The sequence below is a fragment of the Streptomyces sp. NPDC087787 genome, from assembly GCF_044743035.1.
Lineage (GTDB): Bacteria > Actinomycetota > Actinomycetes > Streptomycetales > Streptomycetaceae > Streptomyces.
In genome coordinates, this window is the sequence record NZ_JBIUVQ010000013.1 from 153,568 (window position 1) to 179,412 (window position 25,845).

A 25,845-nucleotide genomic window follows, 5' to 3' on the forward strand; every position below is an offset into this window, starting at 1 on the left:
GAGCGGCTGATGCGCTACGAGATCCGCGTCGACGGGCTCATGTCGGAGACGCTGACCAAGGCATTCCCGGAGCTGGACCATGTGGTGATGTCCGGTCAGACCGTCCTGTTCGGGCCCGTGGTGGACGAGGCGCACCTGTACGGGCTGCTGGCCCGCTGCCAGTCGCTGGGCCTGCGGGTCCTGGAGATGCGCCGCATCCCGGAGTGAGCCGGCCGGGCGGCCCGAGTGGCCGTGTGAGCTACCCGGGCGGCCGGTCGCGGTGCTGCTGGCGCAGGCCCGCCTGGATGGCACCCGTCAGCACGCGCGCGGCGACACCCACGAGCAGCAGCCCGCCGGTCATCTGGAGCATGGTCAGAATCCGTCCCGTCTGCGACTGCGCCGTGATGTCGCCGTATCCGACGGTGGTGAACGTGGTCAGCGCGAAGTACAGGGCGTCCGTCCTGGTCAGCGGCTCGGTGAACGAGTCGGGGTCGGCGTGGTCCAGGAGGTAGTAGGCGCCGGCGAACAGCAGCAGGAAGAGCGGAAGCGCGATCGTCAGCGCCTCCACGGCCTTCAGCCGGGGGTACGGCGAGCGGGTGATGGCCCACACCTCCCACGCGAAGAACAGCGCGACACCGAGCAGCCCGAGGCCGAGCAGGGCCGCCGTCATGCCCGTGGCCCGGCCGTCCAGGGGCAGCAGGTAGTACGCCGTCACCAGACCGGTCGTCACCACGACCGAGCGGGCGAGCACCATGACGGTCGCCGACCGGGGCACACGCCACTCCCCGTCCCGCCGCGGCGGGCGCCTGCCCGCGGTGTCCGGGGTACGGGGAGCTGCCGGGTCGCTCATCTCGGGTCCCTTCGGTTCCGCCGCCCGGGAGACGGGCGCGTCCGGGAAAACTGTCCGGGAACGCGGGGCGGGTGCGCATCCAGATCACCGCGGCGGCGCGGGAGACGGATCACCCCTCATGGGTGACCCGCGGGACACCGCTTCGCGGCACGCTGGCGTACGGGTCCCCGTACACCGTCCCGTCGGCGGTCCGGCAGTGACCCGCAACCGATCCCCGCGAGGAGGAGTCATGACCGTGCCGCGTGGTTCGGCAGCGCGTGCCGGATCGGAGCACAGGCCCGGCGGGACGGGCCACCACCAGGACGGCGACCCCGCCGACATGCTGGCCGGACTCGGCACCTCGTGGTCCTGGCTGCTGGGCTCGGCACTGGCGACACTGGTGCCGGGGATCATCGTGCTCGCCTGGCCGAACGAGACCCTGCACATCCTGGCGATCGTGATCGGGCTCTACCTGCTGGTGACCGGCGCGTTCCGGTTCGTCGCCGCGTTCTCCCGGGAGGAACACGGCGAGCGCCTGCCCAGGCTGCTGGTCGCGGTGCTGTTCGTCCTCGCCGGGGTGCTCTGCCTGAGGCACCCGTTGCAGACCATCGCCGCGCTCTCGCTGATCGTCGGGATCGTCTGGCTGCTGTCCGGGATGCTCACCGCCTACACGGCGCTCGCCTACCGGGGCCTGCCGCACCGCGGTGTTCTCTTCGGCGCGGCGGCGCTCGGCATCGTCGCGGGCATCGTGGTGCTGGCGCTGCCCGCGCAGTCGGCCCTGGTGCTGACCCGGCTGCTCGGCGTGTGGCTCGTGCTGCTCGGTCTGGTCGAACTGGGCGTCGCCTTCGCCTGGCGGTCGGCGCTGCGCGGGGACGCCGCGGGCACCCCGTCCGGGCCCGCGGCCACGGTCTGAGCCCATAAGCCCCGCAAGGCCGTCCGCCGAGCCGGTCCGCGACGCCCAGGAGGATCCATGGACCCCGCCGACGCCCCTGTTCCCGCGGCCCCGGGTGGCGCGGGGGAGCCCCGGCGCTCCCTGACCCCCGCGGAGTCCGCCGAGTACGAACGTCTCCGCCGGGCGGCCGCCGTCAAGCACCGGAGGCTGCGCCGGGCGGGTGCCACCGTCCTGCTGGTGGTGACGCTGGTGTTCGCCCCGCCGGCCGTCGTCGCTGCCTGGGTGAACAGCACGGTCGGCGACACCGACCGCTATGTCCAGACCGTCACCCCGCTGGCCCGTGAACCGGCCGTGCAGAACGCCGTGACCGACCGGTTGACCAAGCGAGTCGTGGACAACATCGACGTCAACGCGTTGACCGCGTCGCTGACCGACGTCCTCAAGAAGTCCGGGGCGCCGCCGCGCGTCGTCGACGCCTCCGGCGCGCTGACCGGCCCGCTGCGCGGGGCCATCACCGACGCGGTGCACCGCGTCGTCAAGCGCGTCGTCACCAGCGGCGTCTTCGAGGAGGTCTGGGTGACCGGCAACCGGCGGGCCCAGACGGCGCTGATGAACGTCCTCACCGGCAGCCAGAAGGGCGCCCTGCGGGCACAGGGCGAAGACGTGAACCTGGACATCGGGGTCGTCGTCGACCAGGTCAAGCACGAGCTGGAGCACGCCGGCTTCAAGAGGGCCTCCGTCATCCCCGCGCCCGACCGTACGATCACGCTGTTCAAGGCCGAGAAGCTGGACAAGGCCCAGGACGCCATGCGGCTGCTCGACATCGTCGGCGTATGGCTGCCCGTCGTGACCCTCGTGCTCGCCGCGCTGACCGTGTGGACGGCCCCGTCGCACCGGTTGATGCTTCAGGTCACGGCCATCGGCGTCGGCGTGATGATGATCGTGCTGCTCATCGCCCTGGCCGTGGCCCGCCGGGTCTACCTCGGTTCCGTCCCGCCGGCCGTCCTGCCCCCCGACGCCGCCGCGGTCGTCTACGACACCCTGGTGCGGTTCCTCCGCGACAGCGCCCGCACCCTCCTGGTCGTCGCCGTGATCACGGCGCTGGCCGCCTACCTGTACGGCCCGGGACGCGTGGCGCGCGGGGTGCGGAGCCTGTCCCGGCGGAGCACCACCTCCGCGGGCGAGGCACTCGGCCGCGCCGGAGTGCGCACGGGCGCGACCGGACGCTGGCTGGACGCCCACCGCAAGTGGACCACCGGCGTGGTCATCGCCGCCGGCGCACTGACTCTGGTGCTCTGGAACCACCCCACGGCCGCGGTCGTCGCACTCGTCCTGTGCGTCGTCCTCGTGGTGCTGATCCTCCTGGCCGTCCTCGCCTCCGCCACGGGCTCCCGACAGTCCGCGGGATCCGGCGGCGCACACCCGGCGACGTCCTGAGCCCCTCGACGCCACGCGCGGCCGCGGGGGCGTCTCACGGTCACCCGCATCGGGTGAGGCGCCCGGTCCGTGCCCTGCGCACGCTGGCAGAGGGCAGACAGCGCAGCCGGGCACAGGCCCGGAACGGAGAGAAATGAGCACGCAGATGAACCTCGCGTACGACTACCCGCTGCTGAGCGCCTTCTGGACGATGCTGTGGTTCTTCCTGTGGATCATGTGGTTCGTCCTGCTCTTCAGGGTCGTCCTCGACATCTTCCGCGACGACGGCATGAACGGCTGGGCCAAGGCCGGGTGGCTGGTGTTCTGCATCGTCCTGCCGTTCCTCGGCGTCCTCGTCTACGTCATCGCCCGCGGCAAGAGCATGAGCCGCCGGGAGATCGCCCAGGCGCGGCAGCAGCAGGACGCCTTCAACGCCTACATCCGGCAGACCGCGGCCGGCAGCGGTGGCGGGTCCAAGGTCGACGAACTCGCCCGGCTGTCCGACCTGCGCGCCCGCGGAGACATCACCGACGAGGAGTTCGCCCGGGCCAAGGACATGATCCTGACCGGCGGCGTGCCCGAGGGCCGCGCCACCTCCGTGACCTCCGCCCCCGAGGGCCCCGACAGCTCCGTCAGCTCCACTCCCGGCCGTCGATGAGCACGCCGGACGAGACGAAACGAGGGAGAAGATGACCGCGACCCACACCGCACGGCCGCATTCGGCGAAGCAGGCATGGGCCACCGGCCTGACGGCCTTCGCCGCCGTCATGCTGATGATCGCCGGAGTGCTCGACATCTTCCGCGGGATCATGGGCATCGCCCATGACGACGTCTTCATCACCACGCGCAACTACGTCTTCCAGTACGACCTCACGGGCTGGGGCTGGATCCACCTCGTCCTCGGGGTGCTCGCCGTGATCATCAGCATCGGGCTGTTCCAGACGGCGATGTGGGCGCGGGTGGCCGGAGTGGCCATCGCCGGGCTGATCATCCTCGCCAACTTCCTGTCGCTGCCCTACTACCCGGTGTGGTCGGTCGTGATGATCGCGTTCTCCGGGTTCATCATCTGGGCCCAGTGCGTGCTGCAGCCCGAGGAGTTCCCGGCCTCGCGCCACGCCGCCGAGTCCACCTCCGCTCCCACGTCCTCCACGCCGGCCACGTCGTCCACGGCCACCACCTCCGCCACGACCGGGACCACTCCACCGCGTACCCCGTGACGGGCGTACGGGCGGAGCGGCGCGACCCGGGCGGCAACGCGTCGTCCGGGCCGCGCCGGCGCGGCCTTGCGAGGCCGGTCGTCCCGGGATGCGTCACCGCTACCGGCGCGTAGCGTGGAAAGGGCGATGCAGGAAAACCGTGATGCAGAAAACAAGGGAGACCTGGCGGGAGGGATTCTCATGGGTGCAGCACCGGAAACCCTGCGGAAGGCCGAGCTGACGGAGGAGCAGCGACGCGCCAGTGAGCGTGAGTGGTTCCTCGACGCCGACACCGGGGAGCTGAAGCCGGAGGAGGACTCGGACCGCGACGAGCAGACCGGGCCGGGCCCGGTGCGCGTGGCTCGCTGGACCTTCGATTGACCGCTCCGCCCGAGGACCGCGTCTGGGCGCGCCACCGGCGGCGCAGGGGAGCGGTGCTGATCGTCGGCGCGGGCGCGGTCGGCGGCTTTCTCGCCGAGGAACTCGCCCGGATCGGGTTCAGCCCGCTCCGGCTGGTCGACCCCGACACGCTCGCGGTGGAGAACCTGATCCGCCATCCGCTCGGGGCCCCGGCCCTGGGACAGCCCAAGGCCCTGGCACTGGCCGGGCAGATCCGTCGCGACTTCCCCTCCTGCGACGCCACCGGCCACCACGCGGACTTTCTCGAACTGCCCGCGGAGCAGCAGCGGTCACTGGTGGGCGGTGCGAACGTGGTGGTGGCGGCGACCGACTCGGCCGTGTGCCAGCGCCACGTCAACCGCGTGGCCCTCGCGGTGGGCAGGCCCGCCGCCTACCCGGCGGTCTGGGTGGACCCGAGGATCCGTGACGCCGAGGTCGGCGAGATCCTGTGGGTGCTCCCCGGCAGGCGAACGCCCTGCTACGAGTGCGCGGTGGCCTTCCGGCAGGGCACCGCCGACACGCAGGCGGCCCGCGGCGCCCGGGTGGACATCCAGCTCGTCGCCCTGGCCACGGCCCAGGTCGTGACCGCGCTGGCCCACCCCGACGACGACCGCTCGGCGATCCTCGACCCGCGGCGCACCGCCATCTACCTCCACGGACTGACGCCGACCTCGCCGGGCGTCCGGGCCACCTTCCCCACGGCGGGGCTGAGCAGCCAGAACGTCAGGGTCCCCTTCCCGTCCACCCCCTGCGTCGCCTGCCACGGCTGGCGCCATGTGGCCTCCTCCCCGGCATCGGCCGACGCGGGCGTGGGCGGGCGGCCCGGCGAGGAGGAGGACCAGGGACGCGGCTGGCCCGTCTTCGCCGCCGTCGTGCTGTGCATCGTGGTCCTGTTCATCGTCTCGGTCGCCCACGGCAGGCACATGTAGGGCCCGGCGACACGGGTTCCGACGGTGCTCTCCGGGCCGCTCCCGAGAAGGTAGCGATCGCGAGGACGGCTCCGTGGCGCCGCGATGCCCTCTTCGCTTCGGGACGCCGGGGTACTTGGTCGGCGGGATGCGGTGGGGAGGAGCAGCGGTGAGTGGGAAGCAGGTTGTGGAGCGGGTGGAGAGTGCCGTCTACACCGTTGCGACCGATGGGCCCGAAGCGGACGGGACCCTGGCCTGGGACAGCACCACGCTCGTTCTCGCCACCGTTCGCTGCGGCGATGTCACCGGACTCGGGTACACCTACGCCCCCGCCGCGGCGGCGCATGTCATCGACGACCTGCTGGCCGGCGTGGTCAAGCAGGACGGCCAGGACGAGTGTCCGATAGAGCGGGCCGGGCATGTTCCGGAGCCTGACACCCGCCTGGGCCAGGTAGGTGGAGTCCTGCCGGTCGAGCAGCGCCCGCACCACCGCCCTCTCGGTGCGGTCGGGAGCGTTCTTCCTGGTCGTGGAGCTCATGACGCCTCGCTACGTCGGCGAAGCCCGGGTGCGGCCCGGGGGACGCAGTGCGGGTTTCACGAGTGCGGCGACCGAAAACCCGCCGGTTCCGCACGCCCGTGCGAGGGGAACTCGGGCGGCCATGAACGACGAGACAGGAATCCGGGGCTCCTACTGGCTCGAGACCGCGCCCCCCGGCGACCCGGCACCCCCGCCCTCCGGTGACATCGCCGTCGAGGTCGCCGTCGTCGGCGGTGGCATCGCCGGACTCAGCACGGCCTGGGAGCTGGTACGGGAGGGACGTGAGGTGGCCGTCCTGGAGGCGGACCGCATCGCCGCCGGGGTCACCGGATACACGACGGCCAAACTCACCGCGCTGCACACCCTGATCTACGACCACCTCCGCCGCACCCGCGGCCCCGAGGGCGCGAGGCTGTACGCGCAGTCGCAGACCGAGGCCATCCGGCACGCGGCCGGCATCGTCGGTGAACTCGGCATCGAGTGCGAGTGGGAGGAGGCCGCCGCGTACACCTACGCCGAGAGCCCACGGAACGTGGAGAAGCTGCGGGCGGAGGCGGACGCGGCGCACGAGGCGGGCCTGCCCGCCGAGTTCGTCACGGAGACGGGGCTGCCGTTCGAGGTCGCCGGCGCCGTCCGGGTGGCCGACCAGGCGCAGTTCCACCCCCGCAAGTACCTGCTGGCGCTCGCGGACGACCTGCGCAGGCGCGGAGGGTCCGTGTACGAGGGAACACGCGTCGTGGGCCTCACCGAGGGCGAGCCCTGTGTCCTCACGACCGACGCGGACGTGTCGGTCCGCGCCGACGAGGTGGTGATCGCCACGCACTACCCCGTCTTCGACCGCGCCCTCCTCTTCGCCCGGCTCTCCCCGCGCCGCGAACTGGTCGTCGCCGCGCCGCTCGCGGAGGAGCGGGCGCCGCGCGACATGTACATCACGCCCGAGCGGAACACGCGGTCCGTGCGCACCGCACCGTACGGGGACGGCCGGCGCCTGCTGATCGTCACCGGCGAGCACTTCAGCCCCGGAGCCACCGACGTCGAGGAGCGGTTCACCCGCCTGTCCGCCTGGGCCGACGATCGCTTCCCGGGGCTCACCCACACCCATCGGTGGGCCACCCAGGACAACGACTCCACCGACTCGGTCCCCCTTGTCGGACCGCTCCACGCCGGCAGCCGCCACACCTGGGTGGCCACCGGGTTCGGCGGCTGGGGCCTGAGCGGCGGCATCATGGCGGGCCGCCTGCTCAGCGAACTCGTCAGCGGCCGTACGGTCGAGTGGAGCGGCCTCTACGATCCTCGCCGCCTGGCCACCGTGGTCCGCGAAGGAACCTCGTTCCTGAAGCACCAGGCCCACGTCGCCAAGCACTTCGTCGGCGACCGGCTGCCGTCCCTGACGGAACCGGCGCTGAAGGACATCCCCCGGGGCGAAGGCGCCGTGGTCCGCGTGAACGGACGGCAGTACGCGGTCCATCGCGACGAGCAAGGCCGGCTTCAGGCGGTCTCCGCCCGCTGCACCCACCTCGGCTGCATCGTGTCCTACAACAGCGCGGAACAGGCCTGGGAATGCCCGTGCCACGGCTCCCGCTTCGCTCCGGACGGGCAGATCCTCCAGGGCCCCGCCGTGCACCCGCTCAAGAGGCGGGAGATCTGAACGCCGAGGACTCGCGTGAGCGCGTACGAGTCGCCCCTGGGGGTACCCGAGCAGGCCGGAGGCCGGACAACCCGGACAACAAGGAGGGGGGCAATGCCGGTCATTGGCGCAGCGGGGACCGTGGTCACGCTGGGGGCTGAGGAAGAATACGTCCTTCTCGATCCGCACAGCGGGCTGCCGGTGCCCTGGGCGGCGAAGGTCGAGGACGCCGCCGACATGGAACTGGCGTCGGGCGGCGGGGACGTCGACCGTGAGCTGCTCCAGGCGCAGATCGAAGTGGCCACACCGGTGTGCGGCGAACTGGCGGAGCTGGCCGAACGTCTCACGCGGCTGCGGGACGGCATGCGCAGAGCGGCGCTGCGCAGCGGCTGTCTGGCCGCCGCGACCGGTGCCGCGCCGCTCGCCACCGACACCGCCGTGCCCGTCACGCCGAAACAGCGCTACGAGGACATGCTCAGCGAGGCCGCGCTGCTGGTCGAGGAACAGCTGATCTGCGGGATGCACGTCCACGTGGCCGTCCCAGGCCGCTCCCTCGGCGCGGGCGCGCTGGCCCGGATACGGCCCTGGCTCCCGGTACTGGTGGCGCTCGGCGCCAACTCCCCGTTCTGGCAGGGCAAGGACACCGGGTTCGCAAGTTGGCGCACGGTGGTGTTCGGGCGGTGGCCGGCCAGCGGGGTCCCGCCGTTCGCCGCGGACGCGGCACAGTACGAGCAGCGCGTCGAGGAACTGCTGGCGACCGGTGTCGTACCGGACCGGCACCAGCTCTACTGGCACGCAAGGTTGTCCGACACCTACCCGACGCTGGAGGTGCGCGCGGCGGACGTGCAGCTCGACGCCGACAGCGCGGTCACCCTCGCCGGCCTGATCCGTGGCCTGGTCGCCACCGGCCTGGACGAGGTCCGCGCCGGAGCCGACGCGCCGAACCCGCCGGCCGGCATCCTGACCGCCGCGGGCTGGCACGCCGCCCGTCACGGTCTGACCGACGTGCTGGTCGATCCGAGGAGTGGCAGACCCGCGCCGGCCGGCCGGGTCGCCGAGAGGCTGTACGACCATGTCGCCCCCGCGCTCCGCCGGTTCGGCGACCACGACCGGGTCTCCGAGGGCCTGAACAGGTTGCTGGACGGCGGCACGGGAGCGGTCCGGCAGCGCGCCGCCGTCCGCGGCGGCGGCCTTCCCGCGTTGTTGGACCTGACGGCGGGAGGCACCGCCGATCGGACATGAGCGGCTTGCGGCGGCGATGATCGCCTCGGCCCGTCCGTGACGCCCACGAGATGGGCCGCGTGATCAGATCGCTTCGAGCTTGCGCCGTGCCGGGCCCAGTGCATGGCCGCGGCTCAGCGCGGGCTGCCAGGGATCGTCGTCCTTCAGGCGGGCGTCGATGGTGGCCAACGTCCAGCGCCGCGGGCCGAGTTCGGGGTCGTCCAGTTCCCTCCAGCCCAGGGGCGTCGCGACGGGGGCGCCGGGCAGCGCGCGGACCGCGTACGGGGTGACGCTGGTCTGCGCGTAGGCGTTGCGCTGGACGTCCAGGTACAGCCGGCCCTTGCGGGCCTGCTTGCGCGGCGCGGTGGTGAGCCGGTCGGGGTGCCGGCCGGCGAGCAGGTCGGCGACACCGTGCGCGAACGCGCGCACCTCGTCGAACCCCGCGCGGCGGTCCAGCGGCACCAGTACGTGCAGGCCGCGCGAGCCGGTGGTCATCAGGCCGGAGGGCAGCCCGAGTTCGTCCAGCAGTTCGTGCAGGAGGGCGGCTGCCTCCCGTACGGGCGCGAAGTCCCCGTCGGGCGGGTCGAGGTCGAAGACCAGCCGGTCGGGGTTGTCGGGGCGGTCGGCCCTGGACAGCCAGCGGTGCGGCGTGACGCACGCCTGGTCGACGAGGTAGAGCAGGCTCGCCAGGTCGTCGCAGACCGGGTAGGTGACGGTGCCGCCCTCCTTGGGCAGTTCGCAGCGGTGGACCCAGTCGGGGAAGTGGTCCGGGGTTTCCTTCTGCATGAAACGGCCGCCGCCGATCCCGTCCGGGTACCGCTCCAGCATCAGGGGGCGGCCGCGCAGATGCGGAAGGATGCGCCGGCCGACGCGCCGGTAGTAGCCGGCCAGGTCGGCCTTGGTGATGCCGTCGTCCGGGAACATGTCCTTGTCGGCCCGCTTGATCTCGACGGTGCGGTTGCCCGCCTGGATCTCGGCCGTGGTCATGGTGCACCTCCCTCACACGTCGTGCTGGTCCGGCCCGGTCACTCCGCATCGCCCTCCAGCGCGGCGACCTGCCCCAGGGTGTGCCCGGAGCGGACCGACCGGGCTCGGCGGGGATCGGGCGTGTGCTGCCGGGCGCCGTCGGTCTCACGGGACTTGACCAGCAGCCACGCCTCGCGTTCGCCCCCGTCGCCCTGGCGGAACCTGGTGAGCGCCCAATCGCCGTGCAGCTTGCTGCCGTTGAGCCGGAACGAAGCGTGGCCCCGCTCCAGCGCCCCGGCGAACGGGACCTCCCGGCCGCGCTTGTCGGTGCTGCGGTTGCGGAAGGTGCCCTCGTCCCAGATGATCACCGTGCCGGCGCCGTACTCGCCCTCCGCGATGACGCCCTCGAAGTTCCGGTAGTCCAGCGGGTGGTCCTCGGTGGGCATGGCGAGCCGCTTGTCGTGCGGGTCACCGGACGGTCCCTTGGGGACCGACCAGGACTTGAGCACCCCGTCGACCTCCAGCCGGAAGTCGAAGTGCATGGTGCTCGCGTCGTGGATCTGGACCACGAACCGCGGCTTCGGACCGGACTCGGACCGGTCCTCACCTCTCGGCTCCCGTGTCGTGTGGAAGTTCCGTTTCCGGCGGTACTCCGCCAGCGTGTCCGGGGCGGGCATGGTCCTTCCTTCCTCGTACCGGCGGCGCCGGGACCGTCACCGACCGCGGCCGCACACGGCTCCGACGCCGCAGGGGCCGGACGCCGGCGACCGGTGAACCGCCCCTGGGGGCCGGCTTCGGCCCGTCACTCGGGTGGCCGCGAGCTGCCGGGCCAAACCTGCGCGGGCGCGGGCGTCGACGGCCGGCTGGGGGCTCTCCGTCACTTGTCCGCGCGGGGGCGTTCCTCGCCCCCGTACCCCGTCGCTCGCGCGAGCGCGTAGGCGCCGAGCGACACCACGAGCCATGCCGCCGTCGCGACGCCGAGCGCGAGCCACGCCGAGTGGTGGGGGAGGAGAACCGCGGCGACCACGGCGAACGCCGCAAGACCCAGGGTGCCGAGAGCGGCGCCACGCGCGTCGTCGCGGGCGCTCGTCAGCCCCTCCTCCTCGGCCACCAGCGTCAGGCTGGCCAGCAGGATGGCGGGGAAGGCGAGGAACACGCCGCCGACGAACGGCCCGAACAGCCGTGACGCCACGGCCGCCAGGAGTGACACGCCCGCGCCGAAGCCGAACCGGAGGAACAGGTCCTTGCGCGGTGTGCGCGCGGCGGCCCGCAGGTCCAACCGCACCCGGTCCTCGTCCTCGGCCCCTTGCCCGTTCCCTCCCGCGGGCCGCCGCGATGGCCTCACGGCGCCACCGCGAAGGCGATGGCGGCCGCTGTCGCGAACCACACGACAAGGGCCGCCGCGGAGCCGCGCATGGCCCCGAACCTGCCGAGCGCCGGGACCTCGACGAGACAGTAGGCGGTGAACGCCAGCGCCCCGGCGACCATGCCCCGTGCCGCGGTCGCCGCGTCGAGGTCGCCCTTGAACACCACCGTCAGGATCAGCCCTGCCAGCGCCACCGAGGGGGCGGCCGCGAAGATCCCGGCCAGCCGCTTGGGCTGGACGGCCTCCGCCACCAGGGCGAAACCCACCACGAGCAGACCACCGATGAAAGGTTTCAGGACGATCTCGAGCAGGGTCTTCATCTGACAACCTCAATGCCGGGGCGGCGTTCGCGCAACGACCCACGCGGGCAGCGCGCCGAACGCGCGCTGCCCGGACGCATGGGGCGTACGGATTCCGCCCCCCGGGTCCGTCAGCCGAACCGGCCCGCCACGTAGTCCGCCGTCCGCTGGTCCTTCGGCGTGCCGAAGACGTCCTCGGTCGGACCGTGCTCGACGATGCCGCCGGGAGTGCCCTGTTCGGCGAGGAAGAAGGCGCACTGGTCGGAGACGCGGGCCGCCTGCTGCATGTTGTGGGTGACGATCACGACCGTCACCTGTCCGGCGAGTTCCTGGATCGTCTCCTCGACCCGGCGGGTGGAGGTGGGGTCGAGCGCCGAGCACGGTTCGTCCATGAGGAGCACCCGGGGGCGTACCGCCAGCGCGCGGGCGATGCACAGGCGCTGCTGCTGACCGCCGGACAGCGCGCCGCCGGGCTGGCGGAGGCGGTCCCTGACCTCCTTCCACAGGCCGGCGCGGCTGAGGGACTCCTCGACCAGCTCGTCCTTGGTACGGCGGTTCGCGCGCGTGCCCGTCAGACGCAGGCCGGCCACCACGTTGTCGTAGATCGACATGGCGGGGAACGGGTTGGGCTTCTGGAAGACCATGCCGATGCGCCGCCGGGCGTCGGTCAGGCGCCGCTCGGGGGCGTAGATGTCCTCGCCCTCGAAGAGCACCTCGCCCGCGAAGGCCGCGGCCGGGATCAGCTCGTGCATGCGGTTGAGCGTGCGCAGGAACGTCGACTTGCCGCAGCCGGAGGGGCCGATCAGGGCGGTGACCCGGCCGGCGGGCATCGTCAGGGACACCCGGCTCAGCACCTGATGGCTGCCGAACCAGGCGGACACCGCGCGGGCTTCGAGCGTCGCGGGAGCGGCCGCCGGCCCGTCCGGGGCGGCGGGAACGGTGGTGACGGGGGGCAGGACGACCGTGTCGGTCAGGGAGTCGGTGGCGTCGGTCACGGCGGGTACCTCGGTTCGCGGCAGGGCTCGGGAAGCGGTCACGTCAGGTTGGGCAGCAGTTCGGTGGTCCTGGTGGCGACCTGGAGTCCCAGCAGGGCGACGACCGGGGCGAAGACGATCCACGTCTGGTGGCGGCCCCAGCGGTGCCAGGTCCACACCGCGGCGACGGCCGCGACCAGCAGGGCCTGGAGCCACATCACCAGTGGCCACGGCACCCCGGAGGGGCGGGCCAGCGGCTGCTCGGCCTCCGGCAGTGTGCCGGGCCTGATCACGGCCGCCGGGGTCTCGAAGGGCGCGGAGACCAGGTCCGCGTCGACGCGCAGGACGCCGCCCGGCATGTAGGCCGGACCGGTGGCCGTGGCCAGCACCAGACGGCCCTGGCCGGAGGCGAGCGGGGCGGGCGCCGGGTCTCCGGCCCGCCGCACGCCGACGACCTGGTACTTCGCCTCGCCCTGGCCGGTCGTCACCGTGAACCTGTCGCCCTCGGCGAGGTCGGCCAGCCGTCCGAACGGGCCGCCGTAGGCGGCTGCCCGCCCCATCAGCACACTGGTGCCGGCCTGCCCGGGCATCGGGGTGTCGCGACGGTGGCCGGGGCCGTCGGTCATGACGGCGGAGTCGGTCCCCTCGAGGACCACCTGGCGCAGACCCAGGGAGGGGACGTCGATCAGGGCGACCGGCGTGCCGGGCGCCAGCAGCCTGCCCTGCTGGTCGGTCTGGGAGACCGGGCCCGTGCCCAGCGCGAGCGCGTTGCGCAGTTCGTCGTACGCCGTGTGCTGGGCGGCCCGTTCCTGGACGCCGCTGAGGAACAGCAGCTGGGCGGTGATGCCGAGCAGCAGGGCGGCGAGGCTGAGCAGCGCGCCCCGGGCGATGTGGCGGACGGCCGGGACGCTCCGGACGCGGGTCCGGAGCAGGGCCGGTGCGGGCGTGGTCTGTACGGCGACCGTCACGGCGGCCCGCCTCCTTCATGGTTCGTGGGGTTTGCGTACCGCCGGGGAGGCCGCCGCTGCGGCGGCCTCCCCGGCAGCGGGGTCAGGCGGACTTGATGGTGAAGTTCGCGCTGTTCTTCGCGTTCACCGTCGAGGAGCCCGCGTAGTAGGCGCGCAGCGTGTGCTTGCCGCGGCTCAGCTTGGGCAGGGTGATGGTGACCTTGCCGGACTTCAGCGTGCCGGTGGCGATCACCTTGGAGCCCTCGTAGACGCGCACGGTGCCGGCCGGCGTGGTGCCGGTCGCGGTGACCTTCGCGGTGACCTTGGCGCGGGCGGTGTTCTTGACCGAGGCGGGCCGGGTGACGGCGACCGACGGCGCCGCCTTGGTGACCTTGAGCGAGACCGTCGCCGAGGACGTGTTGAGCTTGCTGTCGCCGGCGTAGGAGACGGTCAGCTTGTGGGTCGCGACCTTCAGGTGGTTCGACAGGCCGACGGAGACCTTGCCCAAGGAGTTGAGGGTGCCGGTACCGAGGGTGGTGGAGCCCTCCTTCACCGTGACCTTGCCGCTGGGGACGACGCCCTTCGGGCCGGTGACGGTGATCGCGACCTTCGGCGCCTTGCCGTACGCGGTCGCCGGGGCGCTCGCCTGCGTGGTGCTCGCCGACTTGACGTTGACGTCGCCGGTCCAGGCGGCCGGGGTGCCGGTGCCGTTGAGGTTGGCGGCGGCGACCGTGGCGGTGTACTTGCCGTTGGCCAGACCGCTGAACGTGTACGACGTGGTCGTGGCCGGGACGTCCTTGGCCGCCACGAGGGTGCCGTCCGCGCGGGTCAGCGTGACGCGGTAGTCGGTGACCGGCAGGCCGGGGGCGGCCGGGGCGGTCCAGGTCAGTGCGAGGTTCCCGGTGCCGGCGGTGGCCTTGAGGGCCGGCGCGGCGGGCGTGCTGAGGTCGACGCCCGACTGCTCCAGACCGCCGAACTTGGCGTGCTTGGCCGGGTTGACCGAGCCGTTGTACGACTCGTTCATGAAGCCGAAGTCGGCGATGACCTTCTGCGAGTTGTCGGTGGCCATCTGGGCGGTGTGGCCGCTGTCGGTGACAAAGACGTCGTAGAGGTCCTTGTCGAAGAAGATGCTGGTGGGATCGATCGCCCGGCTGGGTACGACGTTGTAGACGTCCCGGCCGAAGGTGGCGTTCTCGTAGTAGCCGCGGACCGGCTCCAGCTTGCCGTTGACGGTCGTCACCGGGCTGGTGACGCCCTTGTCGCCGGGCAGCTGCACCGAGGCGAGGTGGGCGCCCGCGGCGGCGGCGGCCCTGCTGTGGTCCGGGGCGACCTCGTTGATCTGGGCGATCCAGCTGCCCACGGAGAACGGGACGAGCGCGCCGTCGGCGGTGAGGGCGTCGTTGGCCTGGTTCTCCTGGACGGTCGGGATCCTGGGGTCGATCGTCGAGTCGTTGAGACCGATCGTGCCGAGGAAGAACGAGCGGGTGCCGGAGCCGTTCTGCGGGATGTACGGGTGAACGGCCTGACCGTTCACCTGCTTGAGGTTGCCCGCGTAGATGTCGCGCAGCTGCTCGACCGTGAGGGTGTCCAGGGCCGATCCGCGCACCGCGACGCCGACGGCGTCCCGGGCGAAGGGGATGTAGGTGAGCGCGCTGCCGGAGGTGCTCGGGCCGCCGGAGGAGCGGGCGAAGTCGACCTGGCCCTTGATGGCGGCACCGCTGGTGTCGGGGAACTTGTCGCCGGTGAGCGACATGCTCAGCGCGAGGCGGCCCTTGCCGGAGCCGTTGGGGCGCAGGAAGGAGGGGCCGCCCGTGCGGGTCTGGATCCTGGAGGTGGTGGAGCCGGTGCCGGGCTCGACCGCGTCGTACGAGGCGATGCCCGCGCCGCCCGCCGACTTGATGGCGGAGGCGGCGTAGCCGGGGGCGTCACCGGCGAGGGCGTTGAGCACGTCCTGCGTGGTGTCGGAGCCCACGCCGACGAGCTGGCGGAACGCCCCGGCGGGGGCGGGATCGGCGGACGCCGGGCTCGCCAGAGCGAGGCCACCGGCCACCACGGCGGCGGCGACGAGCGCGGCCGTAGAGCGCATTCTGCGCATCGAGAGTCTCCTGACGGTGTGCGTGGATGTGCTGTGCGGTGGGTGTGGGGGAGGTGCCGTGGGGGTCCCCTGCGTCGAGCCGGCCGAGAGCACGCCGGAAATCTGGCAGGGTGGTGCGGACCGTCCGCCCCGACTGCCTTTCGGGGCGGGCGGCCGTCTGTGGAGAGCCGGGCCCGGGAGGGCCCGACTCCGGTCGGAGGGTCAGCCCCGGCCCGGCGGCAGCAGCCTTCGCAGCCGTTCGGGCAGGGTGAACGCCGGTACGACGGTCACCGTGCGGCCACCGGGAAGTGGCACCCGCAGCGGGAGACGCAGCCGGCTGCCGCCCGCGATGGGCGCGCCCGCCGCGGCGGCGGCGCCGATCCCGGCGCCGACCGGGACGGCGTAGCGCAGCGCGTTGGCGGGGTCGTCCGGGGTGGTGCCGAAGACCGTGGTCTGGACGGCCTTGCCGCCGTCGTAGGAGGGCGCGCTGCTCGGCGACGGGCTCGCGGTCCCGCCGTCCGGTCCGGTCCCGCCGGAGCCGGTGCCGCCCCCGGCCGCACCGCCGCCCGACACGCCCCCGGAGCCGGAACCGCCGCCCGTGCCGAGGCCGCCCGCGTCGGAGCCGCCCGATCCTGAGCCGCCGTTGCCTCCGGTCGAGCCCCCTTTCGAGCCGCCGTCGGGGGACGAAGGCTTGGTGTAGTGCTCGAGGGTGTCGGCGGCCTGCAGCGCGCGGGTGCGCAGGTCCTTGGACAGCGGGGCGTAACCGGCGGGGAGCCGGCCCGGGTCGGCTCCGCTGATCTGTCCGTCGCCCACCGCGTACCGCAGCAGCGCCGCGTAGTCCTTGCGGGCGGCGGCGTCCAGCTCGCCGGGTCGTGCCGCGCCGTAGACGAGCTGGGCGAGCGGGTAGGCGCCCTCGGCGGTGGCCCGGGCCGGGCTGATCTCCGGCGCCCCCTTCCCGGCGGCGCTCGCGGCGGCGGCGGTCAGGGCTGCCGTGGTGGGCGCGGTGAAGCGGCCGGCGGCGTTGCGCAGCCGGGCGGTCTGCAGCCCGTAGCGCTCGGCGGAGGCCGCGTCGGTGACCGCGATCACGAACCGGGATCCGACGGTCTGCGGGCCGGTGCTCTTGTACGCGGGCGGGTTGGCCAGCGCGTCCCAGGTCGCCTTCCACAGCGTATCGGCGCGCCGGGTGTGCAGGGCTCCGGAGTGCATGTCGGACACGTAGGGGTGGAAGTCGGTCATGCACTGGTTGTCGGTGGCGCCGGTGCCCGGCGGGATCGTGCACCAGGGGTCGCTCTTGGGGTAGTCGTCGGCCAGGGCCGGTTCGTAGGCCACGCCCGTCGGGTTCAGGTGCGCGTCGGTGCTGTAGTACGGGTTGACGCGCATGCCCCAGTCGTCGGCCGTCCCCGCGAGGAAGCCGCGGGCGTCCTTGTCGGACAGGATCCACTGCCACAGCGCGCGGGCCGTGTCCGAGTGGCCGAGCGAGGTGAGCAGATCGGTGTCGGTGGCAGGGGTCTCGGAGACCGACAGATGCTCGAACTCCGGGTTGAGGGAGATGAACTCGGGGTCGCTCGCGAGACCCGCCGGGTTGTTCCTCGCCCAGTCGTAGCCCTTGGCGACCTGGTCGCCGAGCACCGCTCCCCAGGGGGAGTTGCGGTACGACTCGGTCAGCAGCTTGGCGACCAGGCGGGGCGTGAGGTCGATGGAGTCGACCTTCGTCCCGGCGAGCCTGCGGATGTCGTCCGGGGCCCCCGCCTTGGGCCTGCGTTCGATGGTGAAGCCGATCACGGCCCCGGAGAGCGCGACGGGAGCGTAGGCCGTGGTGCCGGACGGCGCGGTGGTGCCCTCGTCGGCGCCCAGTGCGCGCGTGGTGAAGGCCAGTCCGGCGGAGCCGGTGCCCGCGAGCCGGGTGCGGGCGTCGGGTTCACCGAGCTTGGTGTAGCCGTAGACCGTGCCGGTCGGGCACAGGGCCGTCTGCCAGCTCGTCATGGCGTCGGCGACGAGTTCGCTGCCCATGGTGGGCCGCTCGTCGGAGCCGAGGGCGCAGCCGCTGCCGACCGGGTTGAAGCTCAGCGGGACGGCGACGCGGTTCTTCCAGTTGGTGGAGGAGACGGGCGATCCCGCGTTGACGATGCTCTTGTCGGCGTACGGCTCGCCGTCGAGGTCGAGGTGGCCCTGCGGGACGATCACCAGCCAGCAGGGGCGCGGCCGGGCGGCGCCCTTCTTGCCGGCCTCGGCACCGCAGCCCAGGTGCGGTGCCTCGTTGGCGGTCTGCACCTCGAAGTACTCGCGGCCGGTGCCGTCGGCGCCGGTGCGGGCGAAGTCGATCTCGTTGGTGGTGTTGCGGTTGTAGAACGGGTTGTTCTGGGTGTTGGTGGTGACCATCGTGCCGTCGACCGACTTGAAGGGCACCTCGCCCTGGCCGAACGCGCCGCCCGCGCCGTACCGGTCGTCCTCGCCGTAGCTGGTGGGGGCGGCGCTGTAGGTGACGTTGCGTGTGTCGTCGCGTTCGTTGCCCGGCCAGCTGCCCCGGCCGGTGGTCGGGGACGCGCCGTACTGGCACTGGGTGCGCGGCGGGCCGGGGTTGCCCGGGACCGCGCCGTCGTCGTCGCCCCAGCACTGCATGATCTGCACGAAGTCGGTGTTGAACAGGGTGCCCGCGAACGTGGTCGGGGTGCCGCCGGTCCAGGAGACGGTGATCGCCTGGCTGGTCAGGTGGGTGGTCTGGTCGACCGTGAACTTCATGTCCTTGAACTCGCCACGGCCGGCGACCGTGACGGCGGAGCCGTTGCCGGCCGCGCCGCTCGCGGCGGTCGCGGGCTGCGCCGCCTGGGCCACGCCGAGGCCCGCGAGGGCTCCGGCGGCGGCCCCGGCCACCAGCCGCAGGAGCAGCCCGCGCACGCGCGCCGTCCTGCCTCTTGTGTCCCGGCTCATCGCGGGCCCCCGTTCGTGAACCGGTCGTGGCCGCCGCGGCCGCCGTTGCGGGCGGCGATCGCCCGGGAGACGACGGAGGGCAGCAGGACGAGCCCGAGCAGCAGCAGGGCGGTGATCAGCATCAGGGTCTGGGTGCCGGTCCAGCCGGGACGCCCGGCCACCGTGACCGGCTGGGCCAGGGCGATGGTGCCGTCGGCGACCGTGGCGCCCCCGCCACCGCCGCCGGCCGCGCCGCCGGGCGCGAGGGTCTGCCCGGTGTCGGGGTCGACGGAGGGCTGTCCGGTGCCGTCCGGCCCGGTGCCGCCCGTGCCACCGGTGCCGCCCGTGCCGCCGCCGGACGCGCCGCCGGTCGCCGAACCACCCCCGGTGGAGCCGCCGTTCGTGCCGCCGCCCGTCGAACCGCCGACGCTGGAGCCGCCGTTCGTGCCACCACCGGTGGATCCGCCCGACGCGCCGCCCGAACTTCCGGAGCCCCCGCCGGACTTGGCGCCGCCACTGCCCGTGGTGCAGGCCGTGGAGCCCTTCTTGTCGCACTCGGCCGGGTAGGGCGCCGTCTCCGCCAGCCTGTTGTGGCCGTCGGCGGTGAAGGTCGGGTTGTTGCAGCCCTTGATGTTGATGTTCTGGGCCTGCACACCGGGGATCCGGCGGATCTGGTCGAAGCCCGCCTGGACGAGGTTGATGGGCAGCGGCGAGTAGCCGAGCTGGGGCGCCTGCTGCTGGCCCTGGCACATGAAGTAGTAGGAGAACGCGCCGAGCGTCTTGCCCTTCTCCTTGGTGAACGTGCCCTGCACCTTCAGCGGCAGGATCATGTACGAGTAGCTGGAGAGCGGGTAGTTGCGCTTGTCCCGGTCGTTGTAGACGCCGTCGAGCTGCTGGGTGAGATAGTCCGGCGAGCTCTTGTTCGTGTTGATCCTCGCCTGGAGCAGCGAGACGGCGACGTTCTGCGGGGTCGGCTCGGTGTAGTAGCCGGCGTGGTTGAGGACCTTGGCGACCGGGTAGTGCGCGTTGAGCGCGTACGAGTAGTTGACGTAGCCGATCGCGCCCTCGCCGTAGCTCTGCGACACGTACGCGGCGACACCGAGGTCACCGGACTGGGCGATCATGCCGGGGACGGTCGGGAAGTAGGAGGTCTGCCCGCACGCGCCGGAGCGCCCGACCTTGCGGCAGTACTCCTGCCACAGGGCCTTGTGCTGGTTGGCCATCCAGAGCGTGAACTGGGCCGTCGAGCCGGAACCGTCGGAGCGGACCACCGGGACGACGGGGCGGTGGGGCAGCTGCAGACCTGGGTTGTCGGCCCTGATCGCCGGGTCGTCCCAGGACTTGATGGCGCCGGTGAAGATCTTGGTGATCACGTCGCCGGAGAGCCGGAGGTTGGTGACCCGCTGGCCGTTGACCGTCAGGTGGTACATGAAGACGGTGCCGCCGGCCACGATCGGCATGTAGGCGTACGACCCGGCGCCAGGCCGTTCGGCGGCGGAGCCGTCGGTGGGGTTGGTCTGGAACGGGATGTCCGAGACCGCGAAGTCCACCGTGCCGCTGAGGAACTGGCGGCGGCCGTCGGAGGATCCGGTGCCGGCGTAGCTGATCCGCATGCCGTACTGGTTGACGGCGCGGCGCCACTCGTCGACGGCGTTCTCGGCCCAGGTGGAGCCGGCTCCGGCGATCGGGGTGTAGCTCTCGGCGGCGGCGGTCGCCGCGAGCGGGCCGGCCAGCAGCCCGGCGATCATGGCGAGCAGCGCGCCTAGGATCGCCGGCGCGCGCAGCGGGCGCGGACGAAGGGGCAGGTGACTGCGCATCAGTCGGTTTCTCCGGGCTTGTGTCCCAGACCCTCGGTGGTGGGCCTGAATGCTGTGGCGGACGGGCCGGTGGTCTGCGGGGCGCTGTCGAACAACGGGAGCGCGGGAGCGTGGAGTTCGGCGAAACGGTCCACGTCACGGCGTGAGGCGCGGGCCGCGCGGCGGGCCTGCCGGCGGCTGAGTTGGCCGGGGCCGCGGCCGCCGATCACCCGGGCGACGGTGAAGAGCACGAGGACCAGGGCCATCAGGACCGCCGCCGCGCCGAAACCGCGGGCGATCTGCGCGGGCTCGGGTGACTTGACGAAGGTGAAGACGGCCAGCGGCAGCGAGACCATCGGTCCGTTCGTCGGGTTGGCGTTGACCGCCGCGATGTAGCCGGCGGTGAGCAGTACGGGCGAGGTCTCGCCGATGCCGCGGGCGGTGCCGAGGATCACCGCGGTGGCGAGCCCGGAGCGGGAGGTCGGCAGCACCACGTGCCACACGGTGCGCCAGCGCGGAGCGCCCAGCGCCTCGGCCGCCTCGGTCAGCGTGCCCGGCACCAGCCGGAGCACGACGTCCGCCGCGCGGATCACGATCGGCAGCATCATCACGCTGATCGCGAAGCCCGCCGCGAGGCCCGACTTCTGCATGCCGAGGCCGAGGATCCATACGGCGTACACCATCAGGCCGGCCACGATCGACGGCAGCGCCGTCATGGCCTCCACGATGGTCCGGACGAACCGCGAGAAGCGGCCGGGGATCTGGTTGAGGTAGACCGCGCAGGTCAGACCCAGCGGCACGGTGATCGCCAGGGCGATCGTGATCATGATGAGGGTGCCGAGCATCGCGTGGGCGATACCGCCGTGGTCCAGCGGGTCCAGCGGGCCCGTGGACTGCATGTCCTCGGTGAGGAAGTTGAGGTGCCCCAGCGCCTCGTGACCGCGCCAGGCGGTGAAGCCGACGACGAGGGCGAGCGCGAGGAACAGCAGCGTGGCCGCTGTCCACAGCACCACGGTCATCACCCGGTCGCGTACGGCCTGCCCGTCCTCCTCCAGTCCGGTCAGCACCGCGTAGCAGGCGAGGAAGGCGACGTAGGCGGTGACGGTGAACCCCAGCGCACCGGAGAGCGGGGCGAGTTGGCCGAACAGCAGCACGGCGGTGCAGAACCCGGAGAGTGCGGCGCCGCACAGGGCGAGCACGCCCGAGCGGGTCGGGCCGCCGATCCGGCGTGGCTGGTCGGGAAGTTCGGCGGACCCGGCAGGGCCGGGGAGTGCCGAGTCCTCGACGCTGTCGTGGGCGGTGTCCTGGACGACGGTCATCTCATGCCTCGCTCTGTGCGCCGGAACGGGAGCGGGCCGCGATGGTGGAGGCGGTGAAGTTGACCGCCAGGGTGAGCACGAACAGCGCCAGGCCCGCCGCCATCAGCGCCGACATACCGAAGGGGGAGGCATCGCCGTAGTGCAGCGCGATCAGCGCGGAGACCGAGTTCGAGCCGGTCTGCAGGACGTGCGGCTGGATGACGAAGACCGGCGAGATGATCATGTACACCGCGATCGTCTCGCCGAGCGCCCTGCCCAGCCCGAGCATCGTCCCGCCGATCATGCCGCCCTTGCCGTAGGGCAGGACGACCGCGCGGATCATCCCCCAGCGGGTGGCACCGAGCGCGTAGGCGCCCTCGCGTTCGCCGGCCGGGGCCTGTGCGAAGACCTCCCGCATCACCGAGCACTGGATCGGCGCGACCATCAGGGCGACGACGATGCCGGCGATGAAAGTGGACGCGGTGTAGACGCTGGCGGAGGCGAGCGGGTCGCCCGGCTGGGTGCCGTCCACCCTGAACAGCGGGATCCAGCCGAACCAGTCGGACAGCCAGCGCGAGAGGCCGATCACGTTCTGCTGGAGGAGGAACAGCCCCCACAGCCCGTACACCACCGACGGCACGGCGGCCATCAGGTCGACCATGGCGACCAGGGTGCGGCGCAGCCTGCGCGGCGCCACGTCCGAGATGAACAGGGCTGTCGCGACGGCCAGCGGAACGGAGACGGCCACCGCGACGGCGGCGATCAGCAGGGTTCCGGTGAGCACGGCCGCGATGCCGAAGTTGTGGGCGTCCGGCTGCCAGGCGGCCGTGGTGAAGAACGAGAACTTGGCCACGCGCAGCGCCTGTCCGGCCCGCAGCAGCAGGAACAGGCCGACCGCCGCCATGATGGCGAGGACGACGACTCCGGTGGCCGTCAGCTGGAGGCGGAAGACCCGGTCGCCGAACCCGCGCGCGGCCCGGGGCCGCCGGGGCGACGGTTCACCCGGCTCCGGTCGGCCGAAAGGCCCTTCGACGGGTTCCGGTCGTCCGGACTGCCCTCCGCCGGACCCCGATCTGCCGGATCCTGATCCGTCGGACGCTGATCTGCCGGACTCCGGTCTGTCGGACTCCGATCTGTCGGAAACCGATGTCTCGGACTCTGCTCCGTCCGGGCCCGGTCCGTCCGTATTCCTACCGCCGGGCCCATGGTGCGTGGCCGCCACCTGTGGTTCCCCCCACTGTGGAAACAATGTCGCCGCGCGATGACCGGTCGGCCCGCGCAAGGGAATTCAAAGGCCGGACGTTGTCGCCTCAACGCGCGTCGCGTGGCCGTCCGATGAACGGCGCATGCCATTTCTGTGCGAGCCCTGTGCGCGCGTTCGAGTGCCTCCCGCGGTGCGGATCTGTACGATTCCGCCAGGGGGTGGATTAGGTTAGGCTTGCCTAAATATGACGGAGGGGTGTGGGGTGGCGACCGAGGTCTACCGCGACGACTGGGGCATTCCCCACCTGCGTGCGGACGGCGCGGCGGAACTGGCCCGTGCCCAGGGCCGCGTCACCGCCCTGGACCGGTCCTGGCAACTGGAGGTGGAGCGGCACCGCGCACAGGGCACCTCGGCGTCCTTCCTCGGCCCGTCGGCCGTGCCCTGGGACCGGTTCGCGCGGCGCGCCCGCCTGGACGACACCGCCCGCCGCTGCTTCACGGCCCTGGAGCGGCGCGACGCGGAGACGGCGGACTGGGTCCGGGCGTACGTGGACGGCGTCAATGCCGGACTGCCGGCAGCCACGGCCCCGGAGTTCGCCCGCGCCGGCCTCACCCCCGGCCGCTGGGAGCCGTGGACGCCCCTCGGTGTGTGGCTCGCCACCCACATCCTCTTCGCCGGCTTCCCCGCCAAGCTGTGGCGCGAGCAGGTGGTGACCCGCCTCGGCGCGGACGCGGTGGGCCTGTTCGCCACCGACGGCCCCGGCACCTCGGGCAGCAACGGCTGGCTCGTCGCCGGCGAGCGGACCGTCACCGGGCAGCCGGTCATCGCGGGCGACCCGCACCGCTTCATCGAGGAGCCGGGCGTCTACCAGCAGATCCACCTGGCATGCCCCGAGTTCGACGTCGTCGGCCTCGCCGTGCCCGGCGTCCCCGGCATCGCCCACTTCGGGCACACAGGCACGGTCGCCTGGGCCATCACCAACGCCATGGCCGACTACCAGGACCTGTACCGGGAACGGCTGCGGCGCACCGGCGCCGGCGTCGAGGCCCTCGGTCCGGACGGCGTGTGGCGGCGGGCCGCCCGGCACACCGAGACGATCGAGGTGGCCGGAGAGGAACCGGTCGAGGTGGAGGTGCTGGAGACCGGGCGGGGCCCCGTCGTCATCGGCGGCCCCGAAGGGCTGGACGACGGTGCGGACGAGTCCGGCACGGTCCCGGTCGCGATCAGCCTGCGCTACCCGCCCCGTGTCACCGGCGACCTCGGCTTCGAGGCACTGCTGCCCCTGCTGCGCGCCCGCCGGGTGGCAGACGTCGACCGGGCCGTGGACCGGTGGGCCGAGCCGGTCAACGTCGTGCAGGCCGCCGACACCGGTGGCGGGTCGCTGCACCGCGTGGCCGGCCGGGTGCCGGTGCGGTCCGAGGCCAACCGGATCCGTGTGGTGCCCGCCTGGGAGCCCGGACACGACTGGCGGGGATGGCACGAGCCGCCGCGCGCCGGACTGACCGACGGCGTCGCCGTCATGGCCAATCAGCGCGGTCCGGCCGCGCCCCTGGGCGTCGAGTTCGCCCCGCCGCACCGCGCCGACCGCATCCGGTCCCTGCTCGACGAGCGCCGGCGGTGGTCCGCCGCCGAGGTCTCCGCGCTCCACACCGACGCCTGGCTCGCCTCCGCCGCGCCCCTGCTGGAACACCTCGCCGCCCTCGACGGCCTGAGCGACGGGGCCGCAGCCCTGCGGGACAGGCTTCTGCGGTGGGACCGCCGCATGGACGCCGACAGCGCCGACGCGGCCCTCTTCGCGACCGTGCGCTCGGCGATCGTACGCCGGCTGGCGGCCCATCCCGCCTTCGCCGCGCTGGCCGACCCGCCCGCGTACCCCGAGGTCTTCCTGCCCTGGCTGGCCCTGGTTCCGCGCATCGGCTACGCCCTCGAACACCTCCTGACCGCCGAGGACCCGTACGGGATCGACCGGCCGTCCACCGTCCGCGGGGCGATCGAGGAGGCGGCCGCCCGGCCACCCGCGGGCACCTGGGGGGACACCCACCGCCTCGCCCCCTGGCGGGCGCTGCCGTCCGGGACGCCGTACGACGAACCCGGCCTCTCCGGCGACCACGACTGCGTGCTGTGCACCTCCGCCGTCCCCGGCCTCACCGACCTGGCCGCGCGCGGTCCGGCCGCCCGCTACGTGTGGGATCTGGCGCGCCGCGAGGACAGCCGGTGGGTGGTCCCGTTCGGCGCGTCCGGGGTCCCCGGCTCGCCCCACCACCGCGACCAACTGCCCCTGTGGCGCGAGGGAAAGCTCGTCCCGGTCGTCACCGACTGGGAGCGGATGAAGAAGGAGAGCGAGGAGACCGATGTCTGACGCGCACAGCGTGAGCACCGCGCACACCGTCGACGCCCCGCACCGCCCGTACGCCTCCCGCGAGGCCGTCCACGAGGAGCACCTCGACGGCTTCGGCACCGTTCGCGTGCTGCCGCTGGACGCACGGGCCGACGCCGGGGTGGTCCACCGCTGGGTGAGCGAGCGACGGGCCGCGTTCTGGGGCATGACCGGTCTCACCGAGGAGCAGGTGGCCGGGATCTACGCCCATATGGCCGGCCTCGACACCCACCACGCCTTCCTCGTAGCGAAGGACGGCGAACCGGTCGCCCTCCTCCAGACCTACGAACCGTCCGCCGACCGCGTCGGCGAGTGCTACGCCGTCGATCCCGGCGACCTCGGCATCCATCTGCTCCTGGCACCCGCCGCGCCGGGCGCCGAGCGGTCCGGGTGGACCTCCCGGCTGATGACAGCCCTGCTGTCGTACGTCCTCCTGGGCCTGGGCCGCACCCGTGTGGTGGTCGACCCCGACGTGCGCAACGGCAAGGCCGTCGCCCGCTTCCTCCGCGAGGGCTTCACCGCAGGACCCCTCGTCACCCTGCCCGAAGTGGACCTGCCGGACGTGTACCTGCCGGAGAAGAAGGCCCAACTGGCCTTCTTCTCACGCGAGGCGGCGCTGCTCCCCGGGTGAC

23 protein-coding genes are annotated in these 25,845 nt (G+C 72.8%); 11 read left to right on the forward strand and 12 right to left on the reverse strand.

Annotated features, from left to right (window positions below):
- The first annotated feature begins 9 nt into the window (after positions 1-9).
- Positions 10-207: a hypothetical protein gene (locus tag ACIOWN_RS21665; RefSeq protein WP_100567356.1), complete on the forward strand. Its 198-nt coding sequence runs from the start codon at positions 10-12 to the stop codon at positions 205-207.
- A gap of 31 nt (positions 208-238) precedes the next feature.
- Here the strand turns inward: ACIOWN_RS21665 and ACIOWN_RS21670 are convergent, their stop codons facing one another.
- Entirely contained in the window at positions 239-829 is a 591-nt protein-coding gene (locus ACIOWN_RS21670; protein ID WP_401983133.1) for a potassium channel family protein, read from the reverse strand.
- 229 nt (positions 830-1,058) lie between these two features.
- On the opposite strand from ACIOWN_RS21670, the gene ACIOWN_RS21675 reads away from it, so the two are divergent.
- The 8 genes from ACIOWN_RS21675 (at position 1,059) to ACIOWN_RS21710 (ending at position 9,026) form a co-directional block, all read left to right on the forward strand.
- On the forward strand, positions 1,059-1,721 hold the full coding sequence (locus ACIOWN_RS21675) for an HdeD family acid-resistance protein (protein WP_362352802.1): 663 nt from the start codon (positions 1,059-1,061) through the stop codon (positions 1,719-1,721).
- Positions 1,722-1,778: 57 nt separating this feature from the next.
- Positions 1,779-3,137 carry a hypothetical protein gene (locus ACIOWN_RS21680; RefSeq protein ID WP_401983134.1) on the forward strand — a complete coding sequence of 453 codons (1,359 nt, stop codon included), beginning with the start codon at positions 1,779-1,781 and terminating at the stop codon, positions 3,135-3,137.
- Positions 3,138-3,270: 133 nt separating this feature from the next.
- On the forward strand, positions 3,271-3,774 hold the full coding sequence (locus ACIOWN_RS21685; protein WP_362352807.1) for an SHOCT domain-containing protein: 504 nt from the start codon (positions 3,271-3,273) through the stop codon (positions 3,772-3,774).
- Positions 3,775-3,805: 31 nt separating this feature from the next.
- The gene (locus tag ACIOWN_RS21690) at positions 3,806-4,333 is read left to right on the forward strand and encodes a hypothetical protein (protein WP_401983135.1); all 528 of its coding nucleotides are present in this window, start codon (positions 3,806-3,808) and stop codon (positions 4,331-4,333) included.
- A gap of 180 nt (positions 4,334-4,513) precedes the next feature.
- Positions 4,514-4,693 carry a hypothetical protein gene (locus tag ACIOWN_RS21695; protein WP_159024817.1) on the forward strand — a complete coding sequence of 60 codons (180 nt, stop codon included), beginning with the start codon at positions 4,514-4,516 and terminating at the stop codon, positions 4,691-4,693.
- Positions 4,690-5,640 carry a ThiF family adenylyltransferase gene (locus ACIOWN_RS21700; RefSeq protein WP_401983136.1) on the forward strand — a complete coding sequence of 317 codons (951 nt, stop codon included), beginning with the start codon at positions 4,690-4,692 and terminating at the stop codon, positions 5,638-5,640. Before ACIOWN_RS21695 ends, ACIOWN_RS21700 begins: the two co-directional genes overlap by 4 nt.
- A 638-nt stretch (positions 5,641-6,278) precedes the next feature.
- Positions 6,279-7,805: an FAD-dependent oxidoreductase gene (locus ACIOWN_RS21705; RefSeq protein WP_401983137.1), complete on the forward strand. Its 1,527-nt coding sequence runs from the start codon at positions 6,279-6,281 to the stop codon at positions 7,803-7,805.
- A 93-nt stretch (positions 7,806-7,898) separates the two neighbouring features.
- A complete protein-coding gene (locus ACIOWN_RS21710) occupies positions 7,899-9,026 on the forward strand; it encodes a glutamate--cysteine ligase (RefSeq protein ID WP_401983138.1) in 1,128 nt (375 codons plus the stop codon).
- 63 nt (positions 9,027-9,089) lie between these two features.
- On the opposite strand, the gene ligD is transcribed toward ACIOWN_RS21710, so the two are convergent.
- The 11 genes from ligD to pstC form a co-directional block, all read right to left on the reverse strand.
- Positions 9,090-9,992 carry a non-homologous end-joining DNA ligase gene (gene ligD / locus ACIOWN_RS21715; protein WP_362352822.1) on the reverse strand — a complete coding sequence of 301 codons (903 nt, stop codon included), beginning with the start codon at positions 9,990-9,992 and terminating at the stop codon, positions 9,090-9,092.
- A 38-nt stretch (positions 9,993-10,030) separates the two neighbouring features.
- Complete coding sequence (locus ACIOWN_RS21720; RefSeq protein ID WP_362352825.1) at positions 10,031-10,648, reverse strand: DNA polymerase ligase N-terminal domain-containing protein; 618 nt, start codon at positions 10,646-10,648, stop codon at positions 10,031-10,033.
- 200 nt (positions 10,649-10,848) lie between these two features.
- Entirely contained in the window at positions 10,849-11,256 is a 408-nt protein-coding gene (locus ACIOWN_RS21725; RefSeq protein WP_362352827.1) for a DUF3147 family protein, read from the reverse strand.
- 56 nt (positions 11,257-11,312) lie between these two features.
- A complete protein-coding gene (locus ACIOWN_RS21730) occupies positions 11,313-11,657 on the reverse strand; it encodes a DUF3147 family protein (RefSeq protein WP_358731533.1) in 345 nt (114 codons plus the stop codon).
- Between the two features lie 110 nt (positions 11,658-11,767).
- Positions 11,768-12,592: a phosphate ABC transporter ATP-binding protein PstB gene (gene pstB / locus ACIOWN_RS21735; protein WP_362352877.1), complete on the reverse strand. Its 825-nt coding sequence runs from the start codon at positions 12,590-12,592 to the stop codon at positions 11,768-11,770.
- Positions 12,593-12,669: 77 nt separating this feature from the next.
- Entirely contained in the window at positions 12,670-13,578 is a 909-nt protein-coding gene (locus tag ACIOWN_RS21740) for a sortase domain-bontaining protein (RefSeq protein WP_362352830.1), read from the reverse strand.
- A gap of 82 nt (positions 13,579-13,660) precedes the next feature.
- Entirely contained in the window at positions 13,661-15,652 is a 1,992-nt protein-coding gene (locus tag ACIOWN_RS21745; RefSeq protein WP_362352833.1) for an Ig-like domain repeat protein, read from the reverse strand.
- A 201-nt stretch (positions 15,653-15,853) separates the two neighbouring features.
- On the reverse strand, positions 15,854-18,526 hold the full coding sequence (locus tag ACIOWN_RS21750) for a hypothetical protein (protein WP_362352836.1): 2,673 nt from the start codon (positions 18,524-18,526) through the stop codon (positions 15,854-15,856).
- Between the two features lie 29 nt (positions 18,527-18,555).
- Positions 18,556-20,355 (reverse strand): phosphate ABC transporter substrate-binding protein PstS, encoded by a 1,800-nt coding sequence (pstS, locus tag ACIOWN_RS21755; protein ID WP_362352839.1) that lies wholly within the window; start codon positions 20,353-20,355, stop codon positions 18,556-18,558.
- Positions 20,355-21,653 (reverse strand): phosphate ABC transporter permease PstA, encoded by a 1,299-nt coding sequence (gene pstA, locus ACIOWN_RS21760; RefSeq protein ID WP_362352842.1) that lies wholly within the window; start codon positions 21,651-21,653, stop codon positions 20,355-20,357. The genes pstS and pstA overlap by 1 nt, the downstream gene beginning before the upstream one ends.
- 1 nt (position 21,654) lies before the next feature.
- Complete coding sequence (gene pstC / locus ACIOWN_RS21765) at positions 21,655-22,854, reverse strand: phosphate ABC transporter permease subunit PstC (RefSeq protein WP_362352845.1); 1,200 nt, start codon at positions 22,852-22,854, stop codon at positions 21,655-21,657.
- A 244-nt stretch (positions 22,855-23,098) separates the two neighbouring features.
- Here pstC and ACIOWN_RS21770 point away from each other — a divergent pair, with 244 nt between their 5' ends.
- Positions 23,099-25,195: a penicillin acylase family protein gene (locus ACIOWN_RS21770; protein ID WP_401983139.1), complete on the forward strand. Its 2,097-nt coding sequence runs from the start codon at positions 23,099-23,101 to the stop codon at positions 25,193-25,195.
- Positions 25,188-25,844: a GNAT family N-acetyltransferase gene (locus ACIOWN_RS21775; protein ID WP_401983140.1), complete on the forward strand. Its 657-nt coding sequence runs from the start codon at positions 25,188-25,190 to the stop codon at positions 25,842-25,844. Before ACIOWN_RS21770 ends, ACIOWN_RS21775 begins: the two co-directional genes overlap by 8 nt.
- The last annotated feature ends 1 nt before the right edge of the window (position 25,845 follow it).